This is a genomic window from Leisingera caerulea DSM 24564 (genome assembly GCF_000473325.1).
GTDB classification, from domain to species: domain Bacteria; phylum Pseudomonadota; class Alphaproteobacteria; order Rhodobacterales; family Rhodobacteraceae; genus Leisingera; species Leisingera caerulea.
Genome location: NZ_AXBI01000020.1, coordinates 356528 through 372525, shown reverse-complemented (window position 1 = coordinate 372525; position 15998 = coordinate 356528). Strand labels below are relative to the sequence as shown.

At 59.8% G+C, this 15998-nt stretch carries 18 protein-coding genes; 12 read left to right on the top strand and 6 right to left on the bottom strand.

Features of this window, described 5'->3' with window-relative positions:
* Positions 1-101 precede the first annotated feature (101 nt).
* The 3 genes from recJ to CAER_RS0105525 all read left to right on the top strand — a co-directional run bounded on the left by recJ (position 102) and on the right by CAER_RS0105525 (position 4072).
* Positions 102-2318, top strand: a complete 2217-nt coding sequence (gene recJ, locus CAER_RS27595) for a single-stranded-DNA-specific exonuclease RecJ (RefSeq protein WP_051357709.1) — start codon at positions 102-104, stop codon at positions 2316-2318.
* Positions 2249-3427 (top strand): hypothetical protein, encoded by a 1179-nt coding sequence (locus CAER_RS0105530; protein WP_154667707.1) that lies wholly within the window; start codon positions 2249-2251, stop codon positions 3425-3427. Before recJ ends, CAER_RS0105530 begins: the two co-directional genes overlap by 70 nt.
* Positions 3428-3550: 123 nt before the next feature.
* Positions 3551-4072: a L,D-transpeptidase family protein gene (locus tag CAER_RS0105525; protein ID WP_084299447.1), complete on the top strand. Its 522-nt coding sequence runs from the start codon at positions 3551-3553 to the stop codon at positions 4070-4072.
* Between the two features lie 9 nt (positions 4073-4081).
* Here the strand turns inward: CAER_RS0105525 and CAER_RS30030 are convergent, their stop codons facing one another.
* The gene (locus tag CAER_RS30030) at positions 4082-4768 is read right to left on the bottom strand and encodes an N-6 DNA methylase (RefSeq protein WP_161631068.1); all 687 of its coding nucleotides are present in this window, start codon (positions 4766-4768) and stop codon (positions 4082-4084) included.
* 171 nt (positions 4769-4939) lie between these two features.
* On the opposite strand from CAER_RS30030, the gene CAER_RS30025 reads away from it, so the two are divergent.
* The 6 genes from CAER_RS30025 (at position 4940) to CAER_RS0105490 (ending at position 10251) form a co-directional block, all read left to right on the top strand.
* Positions 4940-5785: a hypothetical protein gene (locus tag CAER_RS30025; protein WP_027234415.1), complete on the top strand. Its 846-nt coding sequence runs from the start codon at positions 4940-4942 to the stop codon at positions 5783-5785.
* Between the two features lie 56 nt (positions 5786-5841).
* Complete coding sequence (locus CAER_RS0105510; RefSeq protein ID WP_154667706.1) at positions 5842-6714, top strand: hypothetical protein; 873 nt, start codon at positions 5842-5844, stop codon at positions 6712-6714.
* 82 nt (positions 6715-6796) lie between these two features.
* Complete coding sequence (locus CAER_RS0105505) at positions 6797-7627, top strand: ParB N-terminal domain-containing protein (protein WP_027234413.1); 831 nt, start codon at positions 6797-6799, stop codon at positions 7625-7627.
* A 146-nt stretch (positions 7628-7773) separates the two neighbouring features.
* Positions 7774-8739, top strand: coding sequence for a DNA cytosine methyltransferase (locus tag CAER_RS0105500; RefSeq protein ID WP_027234412.1), 966 nt, complete (start codon positions 7774-7776; stop codon positions 8737-8739).
* 68 nt (positions 8740-8807) lie between these two features.
* Positions 8808-9518, top strand: coding sequence for a hypothetical protein (locus CAER_RS0105495; RefSeq protein WP_027234411.1), 711 nt, complete (start codon positions 8808-8810; stop codon positions 9516-9518).
* A gap of 52 nt (positions 9519-9570) precedes the next feature.
* Positions 9571-10251: a hypothetical protein gene (locus CAER_RS0105490; RefSeq protein WP_027234410.1), complete on the top strand. Its 681-nt coding sequence runs from the start codon at positions 9571-9573 to the stop codon at positions 10249-10251.
* Positions 10252-10299: 48 nt separating this feature from the next.
* Here CAER_RS0105490 and CAER_RS0105485 read toward each other — a convergent pair whose 3' ends face one another.
* A complete protein-coding gene (locus tag CAER_RS0105485) occupies positions 10300-10962 on the bottom strand; it encodes an SOS response-associated peptidase (protein ID WP_027234409.1) in 663 nt (220 codons plus the stop codon).
* 108 nt (positions 10963-11070) lie between these two features.
* Here CAER_RS0105485 and CAER_RS0105480 point away from each other — a divergent pair, with 108 nt between their 5' ends.
* The 3 genes from CAER_RS0105480 to CAER_RS29640 are packed head-to-tail and all read left to right on the top strand — an operon-like array spanning position 11071 to position 13153.
* On the top strand, positions 11071-12249 hold the full coding sequence (locus tag CAER_RS0105480) for a PDDEXK family nuclease (RefSeq protein ID WP_027234408.1): 1179 nt from the start codon (positions 11071-11073) through the stop codon (positions 12247-12249).
* Positions 12250-12645, top strand: coding sequence for a nucleotidyltransferase domain-containing protein (locus CAER_RS0105475; RefSeq protein WP_027234407.1), 396 nt, complete (start codon positions 12250-12252; stop codon positions 12643-12645).
* Complete coding sequence (locus CAER_RS29640; RefSeq protein ID WP_154667705.1) at positions 12635-13153, top strand: ribonuclease toxin HepT-like protein; 519 nt, start codon at positions 12635-12637, stop codon at positions 13151-13153. The genes CAER_RS0105475 and CAER_RS29640 overlap by 11 nt, the downstream gene beginning before the upstream one ends.
* Before the next feature lie 33 nt (positions 13154-13186).
* Here CAER_RS29640 and CAER_RS0105465 read toward each other — a convergent pair whose 3' ends face one another.
* The 4 genes from CAER_RS0105465 to CAER_RS0105450 all read right to left on the bottom strand — a co-directional run bounded on the left by CAER_RS0105465 (position 13187) and on the right by CAER_RS0105450 (position 15995).
* A complete protein-coding gene (locus CAER_RS0105465) occupies positions 13187-13546 on the bottom strand; it encodes a hypothetical protein (protein ID WP_027234406.1) in 360 nt (119 codons plus the stop codon).
* 146 nt (positions 13547-13692) lie between these two features.
* Positions 13693-14439 (bottom strand): hypothetical protein, encoded by a 747-nt coding sequence (locus tag CAER_RS0105460; protein WP_027234405.1) that lies wholly within the window; start codon positions 14437-14439, stop codon positions 13693-13695.
* 3 nt (positions 14440-14442) lie between these two features.
* Complete coding sequence (locus CAER_RS0105455) at positions 14443-14754, bottom strand: hypothetical protein (protein ID WP_027234404.1); 312 nt, start codon at positions 14752-14754, stop codon at positions 14443-14445.
* On the bottom strand, positions 14751-15995 hold the full coding sequence (locus CAER_RS0105450; RefSeq protein WP_084299439.1) for an AAA family ATPase: 1245 nt from the start codon (positions 15993-15995) through the stop codon (positions 14751-14753). Before CAER_RS0105450 ends, CAER_RS0105455 begins: the two co-directional genes overlap by 4 nt.
* Positions 15996-15998: the final 3 nt, after the last annotated feature.

The window sequence follows — 15998 nt, the reverse complement described above, 5'->3', positions numbered from 1 at the left end:
TGATGGCAACAGAATATGCGAAAAAATAACAATATCCCTTTACTGACCCCGCCGGATGCGGGATTGTGCGGAAAGCTATTTCGCAAATTTATGAGGCCCTGATGGCAAATGTCGCTGAGACCCAGGCGGGTCAGGATGAGCCCCCAGCTGAGACTGCAGAGCAGATATCGTCGTTCAAAGGCCGGGTATGGGAATTGCCCGAAGTTCCGGCAGCGAAGACGGTGACATTGAAGAATGCAGGGGCAAACCCGCTTCTTGCAAAGATCCTGGCGGTGCGCGGCATGGATGCGGGGGAATTCCCGGACTATGTCAAAACGCTGATCAAGGACACCATGCCGGATCCGTTTGCCATGCAGGACATGGAGAAGGGGGCCAAACGGGTCGCCCAGGCAATCCGGGACAAACAGAGGATCGGTGTCTGGTCGGACTATGACGTCGATGGTGCCGCCAGTGCCGGTCTCTTCATCGAGGCGCTGCGCCTCTGCGGCCATAGGGATGCGGTTTTGCGAATTCCTGACCGCATCAAAGAAGGGTATGGTCCGAATGCCAAAGGCCTTCTGGAAATGCAGAAGGATGAGGGCTGCGATCTGATCTGCTGCCTCGACGCGGGCATCGTCGCCTTTGAGCCGCTGAAAGCAGCCGCGGCCGCCGGGATCGAAATGGTGGTCATTGATCACCACAACGCCGACCAGTCCGGCAAGCTGCCGGAGGGATATGCCATCATCAACCCCAACCGGTTGGACGATACCTCCGGCCTTGGCCATCTCTGCGCTGCGGGTGTCACCTTCTGCTTCTTCGTGGCGGTTGTCCGTGAATTGCGGGAGGCGGGCTATTTCGATGGCAAAGACGGGCGTCCGCAGGAACGCCCTGAGCTGATGAACCTGCTCGACTTGGTGGCCCTGGCAACGATTTGCGATGTCATGAAACTCTATGGGCTGAACCGGGCTTTTGTGATGGCTGGTGTCAAGCTTCTGTCTGCCCGGCGCCACCCGGGCATCGCCGCCCTCGCGCGGGCGGCAGGCATCAAGGATGATGAACCGATTGACGAAAGATCCTGCGGCTGGGTGCTGGGCCCGCGGATCAACGCGGGCGGCAGGGTAGGGGCCTCAGATTCCGGGGCGCGCCTGCTGATCGCAGAAGACCCAGGCGAGATCGAGGAACGTGCTCAGGCGCTTCATGCCATCAACGTGGAGCGCAAGGAGCTTTCGGATGCCGTCACTGAGGCAGCGCTTCAGCAGCTGGAAGGCATGCTTCCAGGCCGTGACCGCCGCCTGGCATTTGCGGTTGTCGAAGACGCCCATGAAGGCGTGGTCGGTATTTCGGCGGGCAAGGCCAAAGAGGCCAAGGACGCACCCGCCATCGTTGTGACCCGCGATCATCAGGGGAATCTGAAGGGATCTGCGCGCTCGCTTGCTGACGTCAACATTGGCCACATCATTCAGGATGCTGCAGCGGAAGGCGTGATCCTCGGCGGCGGCGGCCATGGCATGGCGGGCGGGCTCAATCTGCGCGACGACCAGATCGATGGCTTTGTCGCCTTTGCGGATGCGCAGATCCGAAAAACGGAGTATTTCCGTGAAGGTGTGCGGTCGCGGGCCGATCTTGAGGTTCAGCTCAAGGAGCTTTCGGTTGCCGCAATCGAAAGCCTGGGCCAGATGCGCCCCTTCGGGAACGGCAATGAGGTCCCGAACCTGATCGTGAAATCCGTAGTGCTTGAAGGCATCCGGCTTCTGAAGGAAAAACATTTCAAGCTGACATTCAAGTCCGGGCCGGTCCGCGTGGATGGCCTCATCTGGGGCGTTGCCGGAACGCCTCTGGCCGACACTATCGAGGCCCACCTCAAAAGGACGGTGGATGTCCTTTGCACCGCTGAAATCAATGAGTTCAATGGAAACCGCAGCCCGCAGCTGATGATCGAGGATATCCGCCCTGCGCTGGATGTGCTCGAAGAGCCTCAGAGCAGCGAGGCAGGTCTCGCAGCGGACGCGGATGACATCGTGGCCCTGGCAGCCGTCGACATGGAGGAGGTCGAGATAAACCAGGGCACGCGGCGGATGAGCCTGGTCACCGGCGTGCGCGTAGACGCCATCACCGACGTGAAAGGCAAGCACCTGAAGGTCATGCTCAGTGATGGCGACCGCACGATCACAGCGCTCAAGTGGAATGCGATCGGCACCGAAAAAGAGGACCGGATGCGCAAGGCGGAAGGGGGCTTCGTGAACCTTCTGGGCGAGCTGGAAATCAATGAGTGGCGCGGGAAGAAGTCTCTCCAGATCAAACTGAAGGACTTCGAAGCGCACCAGGAGGCCCTGATCTGATGAAAGACAACCTGGTTGAAAGCGGGTTCTTCGGCGACTTCGGCAAAGACGTTCCGGAGGATCAGCAGGAAGACGTCCTGCAGCGGGTTGTTGAGGCAATCTGGAGCGAAGAGGGCAGATATGACGGGGCTGTCATTATCGGCATGGAAGAACTGAACGTTCTGAATAGGGAGGCCGAAGGCTCAATCGTCATTGATGGCAGGGAGCACTATTTCCATGTTCGTGACGGTGACCGCGCCGGAACCGAAATCCTGGCCTGGAATTCAGGGGAAGGGCTGCGCCCCGAGCCGGCTGATCCAAAAGCGCTGGTGCCGTTCCAAAGCAGGGTCAGTGAGGCCCTGGCTTCGGGGCAGGCCCGCAAGTTCCTCGAACAGTGGAATGCTGATCTGACGCCCGGCAGTGAGCGCGGCGATGCTCTCCATGATCTCGTAAGCAATGCTGCGTACGATGCGTTTTTTGCGCCCGGCCAGGGGCAATCGCATTTCCGCAATAAAGCTGAAGCCTACGGCTACGAGATCGGGAGCCAGAGCGAGGCCCGAGCCGCACGCAAGGAGCTTCACCTGGCGGCCCTGGCATTCATGCCGGTGCATCGTCCGGACGACGGGGCCGCATCCCTTGATCTGCTGCGGCGCTGGAACGAGGCGATTGATCCGGCAAGCGGCATCGGATCAGAGGTGCAACGGATCCGCGAAGCTGCGGCTGATCGTCTTTCCCATGGCACAGGTTTCGACTTCTCACTCGAAGAGGGGCTGCAGCTGCGAGAGCTTGGCTTCCGGCCGGCGACCCCTGACAACGCGCGCCTGGCCAGAGAGGCAGTGCTCGGCAGGTGTTTCCGTCTGGTGCCGATTGAAGGGTTTGATCCGGAGGAGCTGCCTAAAAACCCGATGGCCGAACTCCTGCAGATCCTGGATCCCGGTCTGGTTTCGGATACCCGCGTCAATCCCGTGATTGAGGCGGACAAGACCCTGAGGTCGGCCTGCCGTGAGATGGCACGGGCAAACGCCCTGGAGATGCCGGAGAGATTTACCGATCATCTGGCGGCTCTTGGCTTCATGCCGGTTCGGGCCGATGCGGGTGACCCGGAGGCGGATTGCCAGCCAGCGCTTTAGGCGAGGGCGTTCCGCAAACGCAGGTCCGAACCTTCCGGACAGAGATGTGGATAAGCAAACGCCGGTCATCGAGTGATGGCCGGCGTTCTCGTATCCTGCGAAAAAATGAAACAGAGGTAATTTATGACAGGTCTCTCTCGCCGTAAATTCGTCATGGGCGGCGGCGCCGCGCTCGTGACCGCGCTGTGCCCGATGGCTGCTTCCGCAGGATCAAAACCGATCTACCAGGGCGACGTGGCTTATATCCAAGTCCGTAAGGCCATCCGGTCTCTGGATCTGATCGGCAGGGATCAAAAGATCCTGAAAAGCTACCGTGTCCAGCTTGGCCGCTCGCCGCACGGGCACAAGCGTTTTCAGGGGGACAACAAGACTCCTGAGGGCGGCTACACCATCAACAGGAAAAATCCGCATTCCAAATTCCATCTGTCCCTGGGTGTCAGTTACCCCAACAGGGAGGATCGGGGATACGCGGCCTCCCGCGGCCGCTCGCCGGGAGGGGACATCTTCGTTCATGGTCAGCCCAATGGCCGGCAGGGCACCTACGCCCATGATTGGACGCGTGGATGCATCGCAGTGTCCAACCGGGACATGGATGAGCTGTTCCGGGTCATCAGGGTTGGATGCCCCATTCATATTTTTGCCTGACCGCGGCCCTTAGAGCCGCAGCACAGGGTTGCGCAGAGCGGGTGTCTTCCAGATCTCGCGCTCTTCAAGTGTCAGGGCGTTCCCGACCACTACGGTGGCCGGGATGTTCCAGAGCGACAACTGGATATAGGTCATCAGGGCCGCGGTGCGGTCGACGTCGATGGCATGGGCGCTCATCACCTTGGCGGGATTGTAGCCACGGCGCAGAATTGCGTCTGCCACCGCCAGCACCATGCCGCCGGCGCCGCAGGCCGGTTCGGAGACAGAAACCGGATCTCCCCGGCTGAGCTTTTCATCAAGATCCCCGATGAGCATTTCAGCCATCATCCGGGAGACCTCTGAAGGGGTGAAGAATTGGCCTTTCCAGGCATCGCCAAGCTCCAGGGACATGAAGATCGACCCCAGGACATCGCGCGGCTCAGGCTCCAGCGCTTCAACGAGCAGGGCAAAGAGCCTCTGAAAAGCGGCCCGGTCGTCTGCGGCGTATCGGTTGATGGTGTCCAGGTATTCCTGCTCACGGTCTTGCGCCTTTGGCGGCACGCCATTGTACAGGGCGCAGGCGGCACAGAAAATGAAATCGCGGAACACCTCATGCCTGTGGTGATACCGGGCCGTGGTTCGGAAGAGCTTGGTGAATTCCTTGACCGGCTCCAGAATGACGGTCTTGTTCGTTCGGATAGGCGACAGCTTGTTCAAGGCGATCCCTCTTTGACTGAGGTTGGCGGGGCATGCCCCTATGGAATAATCACCTTGATGGTGTGAGAATATGCGAAAAAAAATATTAATCAAGAAAAATGCAGTGCCATGTTTTCGCAAATCCCAAGTAACATCGGCCGGCGCTGATAGATCATCTTGGGGAGCATTCTCATGAAATATGCCGATGGCTTTGTGCTGATGAAGCTGGCTCAGGGAGCCGGGCAGGCAAGCCGCACGTACTGGCCGCCTCAGGATAGTCTCTCGCTGGGGATTTCCGATGCGTTCAGCCCTGAAGACTGGCTGGAGGAGTACACCGCCTCGACCGACCTGAGCCTTCTGATCGACGAAATGCGGGAGGATAAGGACCTGGTCACGACATTGAGGGATGACCCGAAACGATATGGGCAGGACATCGCCATCATGCGCGCGAGGGTCTATGAGGATGGATCCATCGCGCTCTATGGCAAAGCCCGCAAGGGCATTGAGGCAGCAATCGCTGCGGACGAACGGCCCTGCGAAATTCTCCAGGTGGAAAACATCTTTTCTGCTCATTCCATGACGCCGCCGGTTGCGCCGCCAAACTTCGAGGCGGGCCGTCACAGCTGCGAAATCAAAATCAGGATCACTGACCGCGCGGAGTTCCTTGAGCACTTCGGCCTGCCGAAGGATTTCGACGCTGAAACCGCTACGCCCCAGCTCAAGATGTTCTTGCTCGAACCGTTCTCAGCTGAGGAGTTCGGCGCCCGGATGGAGGACGTCCAGGTTGAGGTCACCAAGCGCAAGCTGAAGATTTCGATCACGGCGGAGATCACCGACGCCCGGCTGTTCAATCAGCGGATCTCCCTGGCTGCGCGGCAGTGCGGATTTGACGATGATTACGTCCCCGAGACGGCCGGTGATGCAATTTTCGAGGCCTGGTGCGGCTGCAACGAGAGCCCCAGTCCCGACACTATCGGCCTCGAGATCGAGAATTGGCGGGACGACAGCGCTGAAGAGCGCCTGGTTCCAAGCTTCTGATGACGAGAAAGGTTGAAGGTATGCCCAATCTGATTTTTTGCGAGACTGTGAAAGCCATGAAAGACTGGGAGGCCCAGCTGAGCGATGGCAATCAGCAGCCCCCGTTCATGCTCGAAACCTCCAGCCATATCCCGGGCGCCATCCAGGCGCTGAAGGACGGGCGCGATGTGGTTGCGAATGCTCACACGTCTGCGATCGGCTGGCGTGCCCCGAAAGGCACCACGGTTGTCATTGATGACGGCTTGAGGCTGCCGCAATTCCGCGCGCTTGCATGGCAGTGCAAAGCCCGTGCGGATGGTGCATTCCTGTATCCGCATCAGCTCCGCACCCTGCAAGCGGTGCAGAAGCGGATTGATGATGGGGCGGATCCTGAGCTCTGGCCTTACCAGAGGATGGCTTTGTCCGGTCTCGAAAGAGGTGCAGACCCCGTCCAGTTCGCCGACCGCATGCGTCGCCGCGGCCATGTTCCGGCGGTGCCGGTCACCGTCAATCTCGATGCTGGCAGAATCATGGAGGCCATCAGCAAAAAGCGTCAGGCGCATTTCTCCCAGACCTCCATCGCCGCGATTGTGCCGCGGCATGACCTTGATGAAGGGCTGTCCAAGGCCAACAGCCGCGAGACCTGCGGCAAACTGGTGATTGCTGCAGACCGGGTTGATGCGGCCGTCGCGGAGGAGCTGCTGCGTGCAGACCTGAAAATGGATCAGCCGGACCAGTTACAGACGGCCGTCCTGGCGTTGGCCGAAGGGAGAACGGTTGTCGCCCAGGCAGCTGCGCTGCGGCCAGGCTCCGGGAAGAGGATTCAGGCCGAAATCGAGATGACGGGAAAGGCGGCAAACTGTTCTGGTGCGGCGAGGGTCGCCATTCGGATCTGCCGGGAGGCTTTGTCAAACGCACATGAGGCGGAAGCGGAGCCACGGCCTGCGTAATCAGGCAATTGTGGATAATGCGAAAAACAGAATAGGTATCCGCCTCCGGGCGGGTACTCTGCCTCCTGTAAAGGAGAGCGTCATGCGCAAGATTTGTATCGGCAACGAAGAGACAGTTGTTCCGGAAGAACAGCCGAACCCGGAACTGGCATGGGTCGCAATCGATAGCTTGCTGATCGATGACCGATACCAGCGCCCCTTGGGCAAGTCGAACTGGGCGCGCATCCGTAAGATTGCGTCAGCATTCCGATGGAGCCGGTTTTCTCCGATCCTGGTCTCCCGGGCGGCTGGTGGTGGCTATGCGGTGGTTGACGGGCAGCACCGTGTGCATGCGGCCAAGATGTGCGGTTATCCGGCTGTTCCCACCATGATCGTCCAGATGGATTACCAAGAGCAGGCGCGCTCATTCTCCTGGGTGAATGACCAGGTAACACGGATCTCCACCTTTCACATCTTCAAGGCAGCACTTGCCGCCGGAGATGACTGGGCGGTCCGCTGCCGGGATGCTGTCTCGGAGTCCGGCTGCCGCCTGATGACGGCCAACTCGTCGACCGACAACAAGAAGGCGGGCGAAATCTATGCGATCGCCCTCATCCGCAAGCTGGTTGAACAAGGGCAGGGGAATGTCGTCACCGCCGGGCTGAAGGCTCTGCGGTCATACGATGAGACCGGCCGCGTGCCTCTCTACTCGGCTGTCATTCTGCGGCCCTGGCTGTCCGCGTTGGCGGCAAATGAGCTGTTCCTTGAACTGGACCTGGTTCAGTTTCTGCAAGAGCACGATCCTTACCGGGTACTCAACAAGCTCGATCAGCTTCGCAAAGAAAGCGGAAAGCACGGCAAGACGCCGGCGAAGCTGGAGCGGGACGCCTTTATTACACTGCTGAACGACTTCTCTGTAAAGCCGCGCCGATAAGGGTGCGAAAATCAGATTTCTGCCCTGTGCTCTGTTGCGGCTGCGCTGCTGGCGCAATAATCTGCGAAAAAGGATGTAATGGCTTCCGCTGCCGCTTCTCATCAGAGCGGTTTGGATGATGCCGCAACGGAATATGCAAGAACGGATTGGACGACGAAATGCTGACAGCTGTGGAAATCTGTGCCGGGGCAGGGGGTCAGGCTCTGGGTCTGGAGATGGCCGGTTTCGGCCACGAGGCTTTGGTCGAGATTGAACCGCCTGCGTGTGAGACGCTGCGCCTTAATCGACCCGGCTGGAACGTGGTCGAGATGGACGTGCGCGGATTTGATGCGCGGCCCTACGCGGGAGCGGACCTCGTCGCTGGCGGTGTTCCGTGCCCGCCGTTTTCGAAGGCTGGCCAGCAGCTGGGCAGTCAGGATGAACGGGATCTGTTCCCGGAAGCCCTGCGCATCGTCAATGAGGTCAGGCCGAAGGCGGTGATGATCGAAAATGTCCGCGGGCTGCTGGATCCGGTTTTTGCGGCCTATCGTGAAAGCATTGAAGCCGAACTTACAAGTCTCGGGTACAGCTGCGGCTGGAAGCTGTTCAATGCGTCAGACTTTGGCGTTTCTCAGCTGCGGCCGCGCGTGGTCTGCGTTGCGCTTCAGGCCTCGTATTGGGATCACTTTTCGTGGCCGGACCGGTCCGACACACCGCCGGCAACGGTCGGCGAGCTGCTGTATGATCTGATGTCGGACAACGGATGGGAAGGCGCGGCCGCCTGGCGCGACCAGGCGGCAGGCATTGCGCCGACACTCGTTGGCGGCAGCAAGAAGCATGGCGGCCCGGATCTCGGGCCGACGCGGGCAAAGCGGGCCTGGGCGGAGCTGGGTGTCGATGGCCGGGGCATCTGGGATCAGGCGCCGGGACCGGGCTTTGATGGCATGCCGCGTCTGACCACGCGCATGGCGGCCCGGATCCAGGGGTTCCCGGATGCATGGCAGTTTGCAGGCCGCAAGACCGCGGCCTACCGCCAGATCGGCAACGCTTTCCCGCCATTGTTTGCCGCCGCGGTCGGCAAGCAGATCGCCCAGGCTCTGCGCCTGGGAGCGAAGGCGCGTATCGCGGCCTGATCAGGCTATGGGTTTTCGCCAGACCCTTGCAAGATGCGAGAAACCGAAATCATGCGGAGAGTGAAGATATGACCGGCGCGTTGCGGAAGATGACCTTCGAGGTCGAGACCGAGTTGGAACTGACTGATGATCAGAATGAACGCGTTGCCGCAATGGTCATGGGTGACGGTCAGGTTGATCACAGGGGCGGCTATGTCGACGAGGTGACCGGCCAGACGCACCAGCTCTCGAAGGTCCATTTCACCTGCAATCCGGACATGGCCGTCTATGGCTCGGACACAACGATCTGCGGTATCGACGGCATGCAGCTCGACAAAACCGTGCATGTCGTGCTGGAAGATGAAGCTGGAAATCGCACCGGCCTCAAGGCCGCCAGTGGCAAGATCAAAGCGAGCTGGCATTTCGGCGTCCTGTTCGAGGTTGACGGGGGTGTCTGGTTCAGTGGCAGAGACAACGTGGACGGCAGCTCCCGGGAGGGCCCGCAGACGACAGCGGCTTCCCCGATTTTGCGCCGGGTTGCGGACAGCTTCACTGATCGTCCAGGCACAGAGCCGATGAGCCTGCGGGAGCATCTGCCTGCGGAAGGCGAGTTCTGGATTTCAGATGAGGATGAGCCGCATGTGGTGAGCGTGCCCTGGTGGGGCAGCTACGCGGACGAGCCGGAAGCGGGCGACACATACCCGGGCCGTTCAGAGCTGCGTGCGGCAGAGCAAGCCGAGCTGGAGGGCATGGTCGAGCGGGTGAGGGCTCTCAAGGCAGATATCTCGCCGGTCATGTGAACAAGACCAAGAACTTACTCATAAACCGCCAACGAAATTCAGGAAAAGCAATATGATCGATATCAAACTCGCATCCGCCCTTGTGGCAGCATTCATTTCTACCACCTCCCTTGCCTCAGCTGGTGAGAACCTCGTGTCAGCCAGCTCAGAGGTCCACTATAACAACGGCAAAATGGACGGTCTTGAATCAGTTTCGATCGACAATATCGAGCTTGATCACGATAAACTGACGGTCATTGTCGAGGGGGCTGTCTTCAGTTCAATCAGCCGACGAAAGGCTTCATGTCACTACGTGCTCCGAGAAGGCGGAGAGCTGCTTCATAGTAAGGCATACGTCATCTCTGAAGGCTTTTTGTTTGACGAGAAAGAGCCCGCGCATCCGGATGAGGCGGACTTTATCTGCCGCGAGTATCAAAAGGCCGCCTTTCCAAGGGGATTGGATTCCGCATTTCTGACATCTGCTCAAGTTGCAGAGCAGATAGACGCTGCGCAAGATGATGAGCTTTCAGCAATTATTGGCTCCGTATATCCAGCAGAAAACATGTATGCTGCACATCCGGTAACGTTACATCTGCCTCAGGCGCAGGTTTCGATTCACATTCGCTGTCTAACAAGTTCCAAACGAATTACTGTGAGCGACGGAGAACGCGTATTTGGCGGCAAACTTCCTCTCCGTGCTACAGAAAAAATTTGCAACTATCTGTATAAGACTGACGAGAGAAAGGGTGCGTGATTGCTCCAAGGGCCTGCATCTTCTGCAGCTGGGCAGTTAAGTGCCGCTTCAGGTCGGTTCGGATTTCAGATCTTCGCCGTCTTCAATGATCTCCATGCGGTCCGCCGGAAAGGGGCGCAGGAGCTTTGCCGCTTCCTCCGGCGTGCCGTTCAGCCAGGCGGTCCAATCCGCCTGATCGAGGATGACCGGCATCCGGTCCGGGTGAATCTGCTTTACCAGCGCATTCGGGGTCGTCGTGAGCATCGAGTAGGTCTCGATGGCGCCGTCGCCCTTGCCGTAGCCGGATTTGCTTTCGCGCCAAATTCCGGCGAAGCAGAACGGGCTGCGGCCGTCCACTCCAAACCAATGGTAGACGGCGGGGTTGCGGCCCTTGGCTTCGCAAAAGCTCGTGGCCGGTATCAGGCACCGCCTCTCCTCGAAAGATGCCTTCCAGAAGCGCGAGGTCTGAACTTTGTCATCCCGGGCGTTGTTGACCGCTTTCGGCAGGATGGGCTTGCCGGTCTTCTTTGATTTCTGCGGCAGGATGAACCCCCAGCCCATCTCGACAAGTTCCGGCTCCTCGGCCGCGTCCAAACGAAGGACGGGTCCGGGATACTTGGGAAAGATCGCACGGCGCGGTTCCGCGTTTCCAAGCCGGTCCCGCTCCCGCGGCAGCTCGAACAGCTTTCGCATCAGGTCCTGCGTTGAGGTGTTGGCATAAAGGTTGCACATGCGCCCCACCATAGGCGGGATCTGCAGTCCTGTTAACCGCGGGCATGGATCTCTACGGCGCATCGGTTAGCCTGTGCCCGAACCACAAATCAAAGCGCCGGTGAAATCATGAAATCGATCCTCCTGGACGTGCAGGGCAAGCCTGCCAGCTTTTTGGAGCGCAACATTGCCGGGGCGCCCTTTCCGGAAAAATGGCTGCAAGATCTGATCTTTGAAAACCCGGCTGTCCTTCCGATGGAGGAGATCGATCCGGGCGCCGGAGAGGTGGTGCCGATCGCGCGGGAGCTGGGGTTGCCCTCCGCCTCCGGACGCGTGTTTCTCGATATGCTTGCCGTGACCCCGCGCGGCCGCCTGGTGCTGGTTGAATGCAAGCTCTGGCGCAATCCTCAGGCGCGCCGGGAGGTCATTGCCCAGATCCTGGAATATGCCGCATTGCTGCGGCGCTGGAGCTACGCGGATCTCACCGCATATCTGAAGGCGCACCGGGGCTATGCCGGTGAAAATCCGATCTACGCCAAGGCGGCGGCCTGTGGCGGCTGCTTGCAAGAGGCAGCCTTTACGGACGCGGTGTCCCGGAGCCTGCGCAATGGAGACTTCGATCTCATCGTGGCCGGAGACGGGATGCGGGAAGACGTTGACGCTATTGCCGGGCACTTGCGGGGGCAGGGGGCGCGTCTTGCCCTGGTTGAGTTTCAGATTTGGACCGGCGCTGGGGGTGAGAGGCTTGTTGTGCCTAGCATTCCCTTTCGGACTGAGGTCCATCGGCAGACCGTTCTGGTGGCGCCGGATGGGGCGGCCGTTGAGGTTCAAAGCGGTGAAGCGGATGCTGTAGAGGCGATTTCGAACCCGGAGGCCGCAAGCCGCCGCGCCGTGAACAGGGCCTTTTGGCAGCGCTACATCGACACGGCCGTTTTCGACCACCCGGATCAGCCCGCACCGCGGCACGGCGGGGACAATTGGGTCCGGCTGCCATTGCCCGGCGAGGCGGGTTTGACTGCATACCGAAGCACCGGGAATGGTCACATCGGCTTCTTCCTGTCCGGCAAGGGGGCAGGGGAGGTCTACGCTCTCCTCGCTTGTGAAGAGGAGGATCTGCGTTCAGATACGGGGCTTTCGGGTTTGCGCTTTCACACTTTCGGAATGCCTGATCAGCGGGACACGATCGGCTACGAGGTCAGGCTTGAAGACTTTTCTGATGAGCAGGACCAGCTGGACTGGCTGCTTGATGTCGGCAACCGGCTCATAAATGCGATCCGGCCGCGCCTGGCGGGGCTGGCAGAAAATTAAATGCCCGCACGTCTTCTGGCTGCGCCGCAGAGTCCTGACATTTCGGCTGAACTCCATTATATTGATTTCATGGAGAACTCTATGACCAGGTTTGAGGCGATTTTGGATCAGCGAAGGCAGTATCGCCTTCAGGCGGCAACATCCGCCTGGAAGCGGATTCATTCAGCCTTGACGCGCGCGGGGATCGATCACCGGCTGTTTGGCTCCCTGGAAAAAGGCGATTTCCGGGAGCATTCAGATATCGATCTGATGATCCTTGGAAATCTAAGCCCTGACTGTCGGCAAAAAGCCCGCAAGATAGCTGAAGCGGCGGCTGCGGAAGCCAAAATCGGTTTGGACCTGTTCTTTGAGCAGGATCTCTCGGAAAGCACGGTGGAGGCTATTCTTGAGCATTGAATTCGCTTCGCCGCCATTGCTTGCAGCGACCAAGAAGATCAATGGAGCTCAGAGCGAAATGGGCCGGCTTGATGAATTTCTTGCGTTGAAGCCGTTTGACACTGAGGTCGCGCCCTTGCGATGGGCCGCGATTACGACTGTCGCCACAGCTCTGCATAATATCTACAACGGTATGGAAGACGTCATGAAAGTGGTCTGCCGTGATGTTGATGGATTTGTGCCGGGAGGCGGGTCATCTCACCAGGATATTCTCGATCAGGTGGCCTCTCCACGGAAGGGCATTCGGCCCGCTCTGGTTTCTGAAGAATGGTACCCGGACGTCAACGAGCTTCGTGCATTCAGACATGTGGTCAACCACAACTATGCAAATGAGTTGCGCGAGGATCTGGTGACTGCCAACCTCGAGCGAATGAGGGACGTGTTTCCAAAGTTCCTGGAGGCACTTCAGGAGCTGGATGACTTCCTCTCCAGTCCGGCGCCGTCCGCACTGGATCCTTTCGAGAAATAGATGGGGATGCCGGCCTGTCAGGGCCGGAATTGCTCAGATCGGCCGCTTCAAGATTTCGGCGAGCGCGGCTTGAAACACGGCGGCGCTTTCCGGATCTCTCAAGCCCCAATAAACATGCCGAGCGCCGCTCTCCTTGCGCAGGAAGCCGTGCCGCTCCAGCACCTCGGCACCGCTGGTGCCCTCGACGAGCAGCTTGGAGATGTACCATTCGCCAGTCGACCGGTTGAAGCCCCCAGCCTTCTGGTCCCGGTAATGGATAGTGATCTGCATGCGCAGCGGCGTTACCCGGAACTCCGGCTGCCCGTCCAGGCGCCGGAAGAAGTCCGCAACGGCCACCGGCACCTCATTCAGAGCGTCTTCAAGCGAAACGCGCGCGGTCAGGTCATTCGCCATGCGGGAGAATCCTTTCAGTTCGAAGCACACAGTGGGCCACGGGAGAGGAGCATGCCGGGCGCGCAGCGTCCAGCGCGGAGAATTTCGAATTTGCCCGTCCTCGCAATCGCCTCAGGACGAGCGTTACGCAGGTTCGGCGTCCCGGCTCACATGTCCGGCGCAGGAGCGCTCTCCTCCTTGCTTTCGAGCCAGTTCTGGTAGTCCCATTTAATGCAGGTAAAGCTCATCCCATCAAAGAAGCCCTGCATCGTTTGAAGATCACCCCGGCCTTCAAGCAGATCCAAACCGCCATGGGCATCAAAATAGCTGAAGATCGCCACCCGGCATGCGGCCGCGAAGGGGCTTGGAGCGAAGGGATCATCATGATTTTCGGGTTCAGGCTTATCTGGAATTGGGGGGAGGTCAATTCCGGCGCGGCGCAGCCGAAGCCAGATTTTACGGGAGGTGTTGTTTCCGTCCCGATCGCTTCTTCTTGACCGGGCGAGTCCGTGAAGACTAATTGCGATTTCAATCTCGATCGACTTGATCGGGTCGCGGTAACTGCCAAGCTTCACAACGGGTTTCATGACCGTATTAAAGGCGCCGCAGCGGGTGCAGCGGCAGCCGCCGTTCGTGTATCCGCGCCGGCCCCACTGATGCTGGCAGGCGGCTTCTTTCTGAAAACGCCGGAAAGCATTGTTTTCCGCCTCCTCAATGGTGGCTCCCTCGCCGCGGATGAAGCCGCCGCTCTTGGGGAACGCCTCGAAGAAAGCGGTTTGACGCGGACCCTTTTTCTCGCCGAGCACGATCCCCGATCCGCCCCATTGGACTTTGCAGTCGTCAGGCCAGTCCTTGCGCAGATGGGCGAGATGGTCCTTGTCTTTCCAGCGATGCTGAGAGGCGATAATGGGCATGGTTCAGGCTTCCTGGCTTGTTTCTGTTTCGGCAAGGTCCGTGGAGTGCCTGCGCATCTCTTCCTTTGCGAACTGGAGGTAGGCCTCCGCATGGCTGACAGCCTCATCGAGGGAAGCAAAGCGCGTCCGGGCAAGGAAGCTCTCGCTGCGGCTGGACGGGAAGGGCTCCAGCTCACGCTCGAAATCGGTATTGATGCAGCAGCGCGAGGCGGTGCATACAGCCCAGCTGTCAGGCCCGCGGCGCTCGACGTAGATGTCTGCACCGATATGGAACCGGCAGGCAAGGGCAAGCAGTTCTTCCGGCGTCCGCGTCATGGTCTGGCTCCTTCAAGATAGTCCGGTTCAAAATTCGCATACCGAGTGATGGCGTCGCCGCCAAATACCGGCCGCAGCTGCAGGTCCGCATCCACTGACCACAGGCCATGCACCTCTGCGGCCATGACCGGTTCTCTTTTGCGTGCCAGCTTCTCAATCGCCGCATCGGGCAGGGGATCCTTCCTGCCGCGGTTGCGTGAGATGGCGATACTGGCCGGAACATCAATCGAAACGGCGTCAACACGGGCATCATACCCGCGGGACAGCCCGATGATCTTCTGCCGAAGTTGCGCCGTGATACCGGTCGTGTTCCAGACGAAGTCCTGCCCCGCGCGCAGATGCGACCTTGCGGCCTCGATGCCGGCCTGGATCAGGCGGCCCTGATTGTCTGTTGCCGAGATCCCCATCTCTTTGCGAAGCGCGTCCAGGGAGATCACTGGCATATGCCCGAAATGCTGCGCGATCGCGGTGTCTTTTCCCGACCCGGGAAGTCCCGACATGATGATGACGCGCGATCCGCCGGGTTCTTGCGGCGTGAAGAACGGGGAGTCATCCGGGTCGCCTGCCAGATAGCGGCGCCGGGCGACGTCCGACTGGAACGGCCAAGGCTCCGTCAGCAGATCGGCGCCTGCATTCGCGTTTGCCTCCTCGATGAACATGCGCAGCAGCTCCAGGTTGTCGTCCGCGCCATCCCTGGAAAGGCAAATGCGCCCATCCTGATCGGCGCGGCACAGGCGCAGCAGGTCGTCCCAGTTTGCGTGATGCAGCTCATGCCCCAGTTCAACAACACGCTGCAGAGTATTGCGCTGGCTTAGGAGGTGGGTCGGCCGCTGGTGCCAGAAAACAAGCGTGTGGACATCACGCGCTTTCAACAGATCATAGCCAGCGTCCACGAGGGCCTGCCACGCAATACGGGCGCCCCGGGACGCATGGCCCGGCTGCCGCACGCGTTCGCGTTGCTGCTCTTCGTCCCAGATGATTTCGGTGGTCATCGGCTTTGCGATGTCATGGAACCACGCCGCCAGGCGCAGGACCTCCCGGTGGTCGCCGGGCAGATCCTGAAAGCCGTCACTGGCTTCCAGAGCCTCGGCGACCATGCAGGTGTGAACCCAAGGATCTCCCTCGGCATGATAAACGGCGTCATGCGGACAGCCGATCATAGCGGCTGCCCAGGGAAAATCTCTTGCCATCTGATCCGGATCGGCCGGACCGGCCAGAATGTGATCGAGCCAAGCCGTCACGGT

Excerpts from the sequence above, each read along its gene's own strand:
- CAER_RS30025 (WP_027234415.1), top strand. The coding sequence starts at position 4,940 with ATGAAATATGCCGATGGCTTTGTGCTGATGAAGCTGGCTCAGGGAGCC.
- CAER_RS0105490 (WP_027234410.1), top strand. The coding sequence starts at position 9,571 with ATGATCGATATCAAACTCGCATCCGCCCTTGTGGCAGCATTCATTTCT.
- CAER_RS0105495 (WP_027234411.1), top strand. The coding sequence starts at position 8,808 with ATGACCGGCGCGTTGCGGAAGATGACCTTCGAGGTCGAGACCGAGTTG.
- CAER_RS0105460 (WP_027234405.1), bottom strand. The coding sequence starts at position 14,439 with ATGCCCATTATCGCCTCTCAGCATCGCTGGAAAGACAAGGACCATCTC.
- CAER_RS0105455 (WP_027234404.1), bottom strand. The coding sequence starts at position 14,754 with ATGACGCGGACGCCGGAAGAACTGCTTGCCCTTGCCTGCCGGTTCCAT.
- CAER_RS0105525 (WP_084299447.1), top strand. The coding sequence starts at position 3,551 with ATGACAGGTCTCTCTCGCCGTAAATTCGTCATGGGCGGCGGCGCCGCG.
- recJ (WP_051357709.1), top strand. The coding sequence starts at position 102 with ATGGCAAATGTCGCTGAGACCCAGGCGGGTCAGGATGAGCCCCCAGCT.
- CAER_RS0105480 (WP_027234408.1), top strand. The coding sequence starts at position 11,071 with ATGAAATCGATCCTCCTGGACGTGCAGGGCAAGCCTGCCAGCTTTTTG.
- CAER_RS0105465 (WP_027234406.1), bottom strand. The coding sequence starts at position 13,546 with ATGGCGAATGACCTGACCGCGCGCGTTTCGCTTGAAGACGCTCTGAAT.
- CAER_RS0105505 (WP_027234413.1), top strand. The coding sequence starts at position 6,797 with ATGCGCAAGATTTGTATCGGCAACGAAGAGACAGTTGTTCCGGAAGAA.
- CAER_RS0105510 (WP_154667706.1), top strand. The coding sequence starts at position 5,842 with ATGAAAGACTGGGAGGCCCAGCTGAGCGATGGCAATCAGCAGCCCCCG.
- CAER_RS0105475 (WP_027234407.1), top strand. The coding sequence starts at position 12,250 with ATGCCCGCACGTCTTCTGGCTGCGCCGCAGAGTCCTGACATTTCGGCT.
- CAER_RS0105485 (WP_027234409.1), bottom strand. The coding sequence starts at position 10,962 with ATGTGCAACCTTTATGCCAACACCTCAACGCAGGACCTGATGCGAAAG.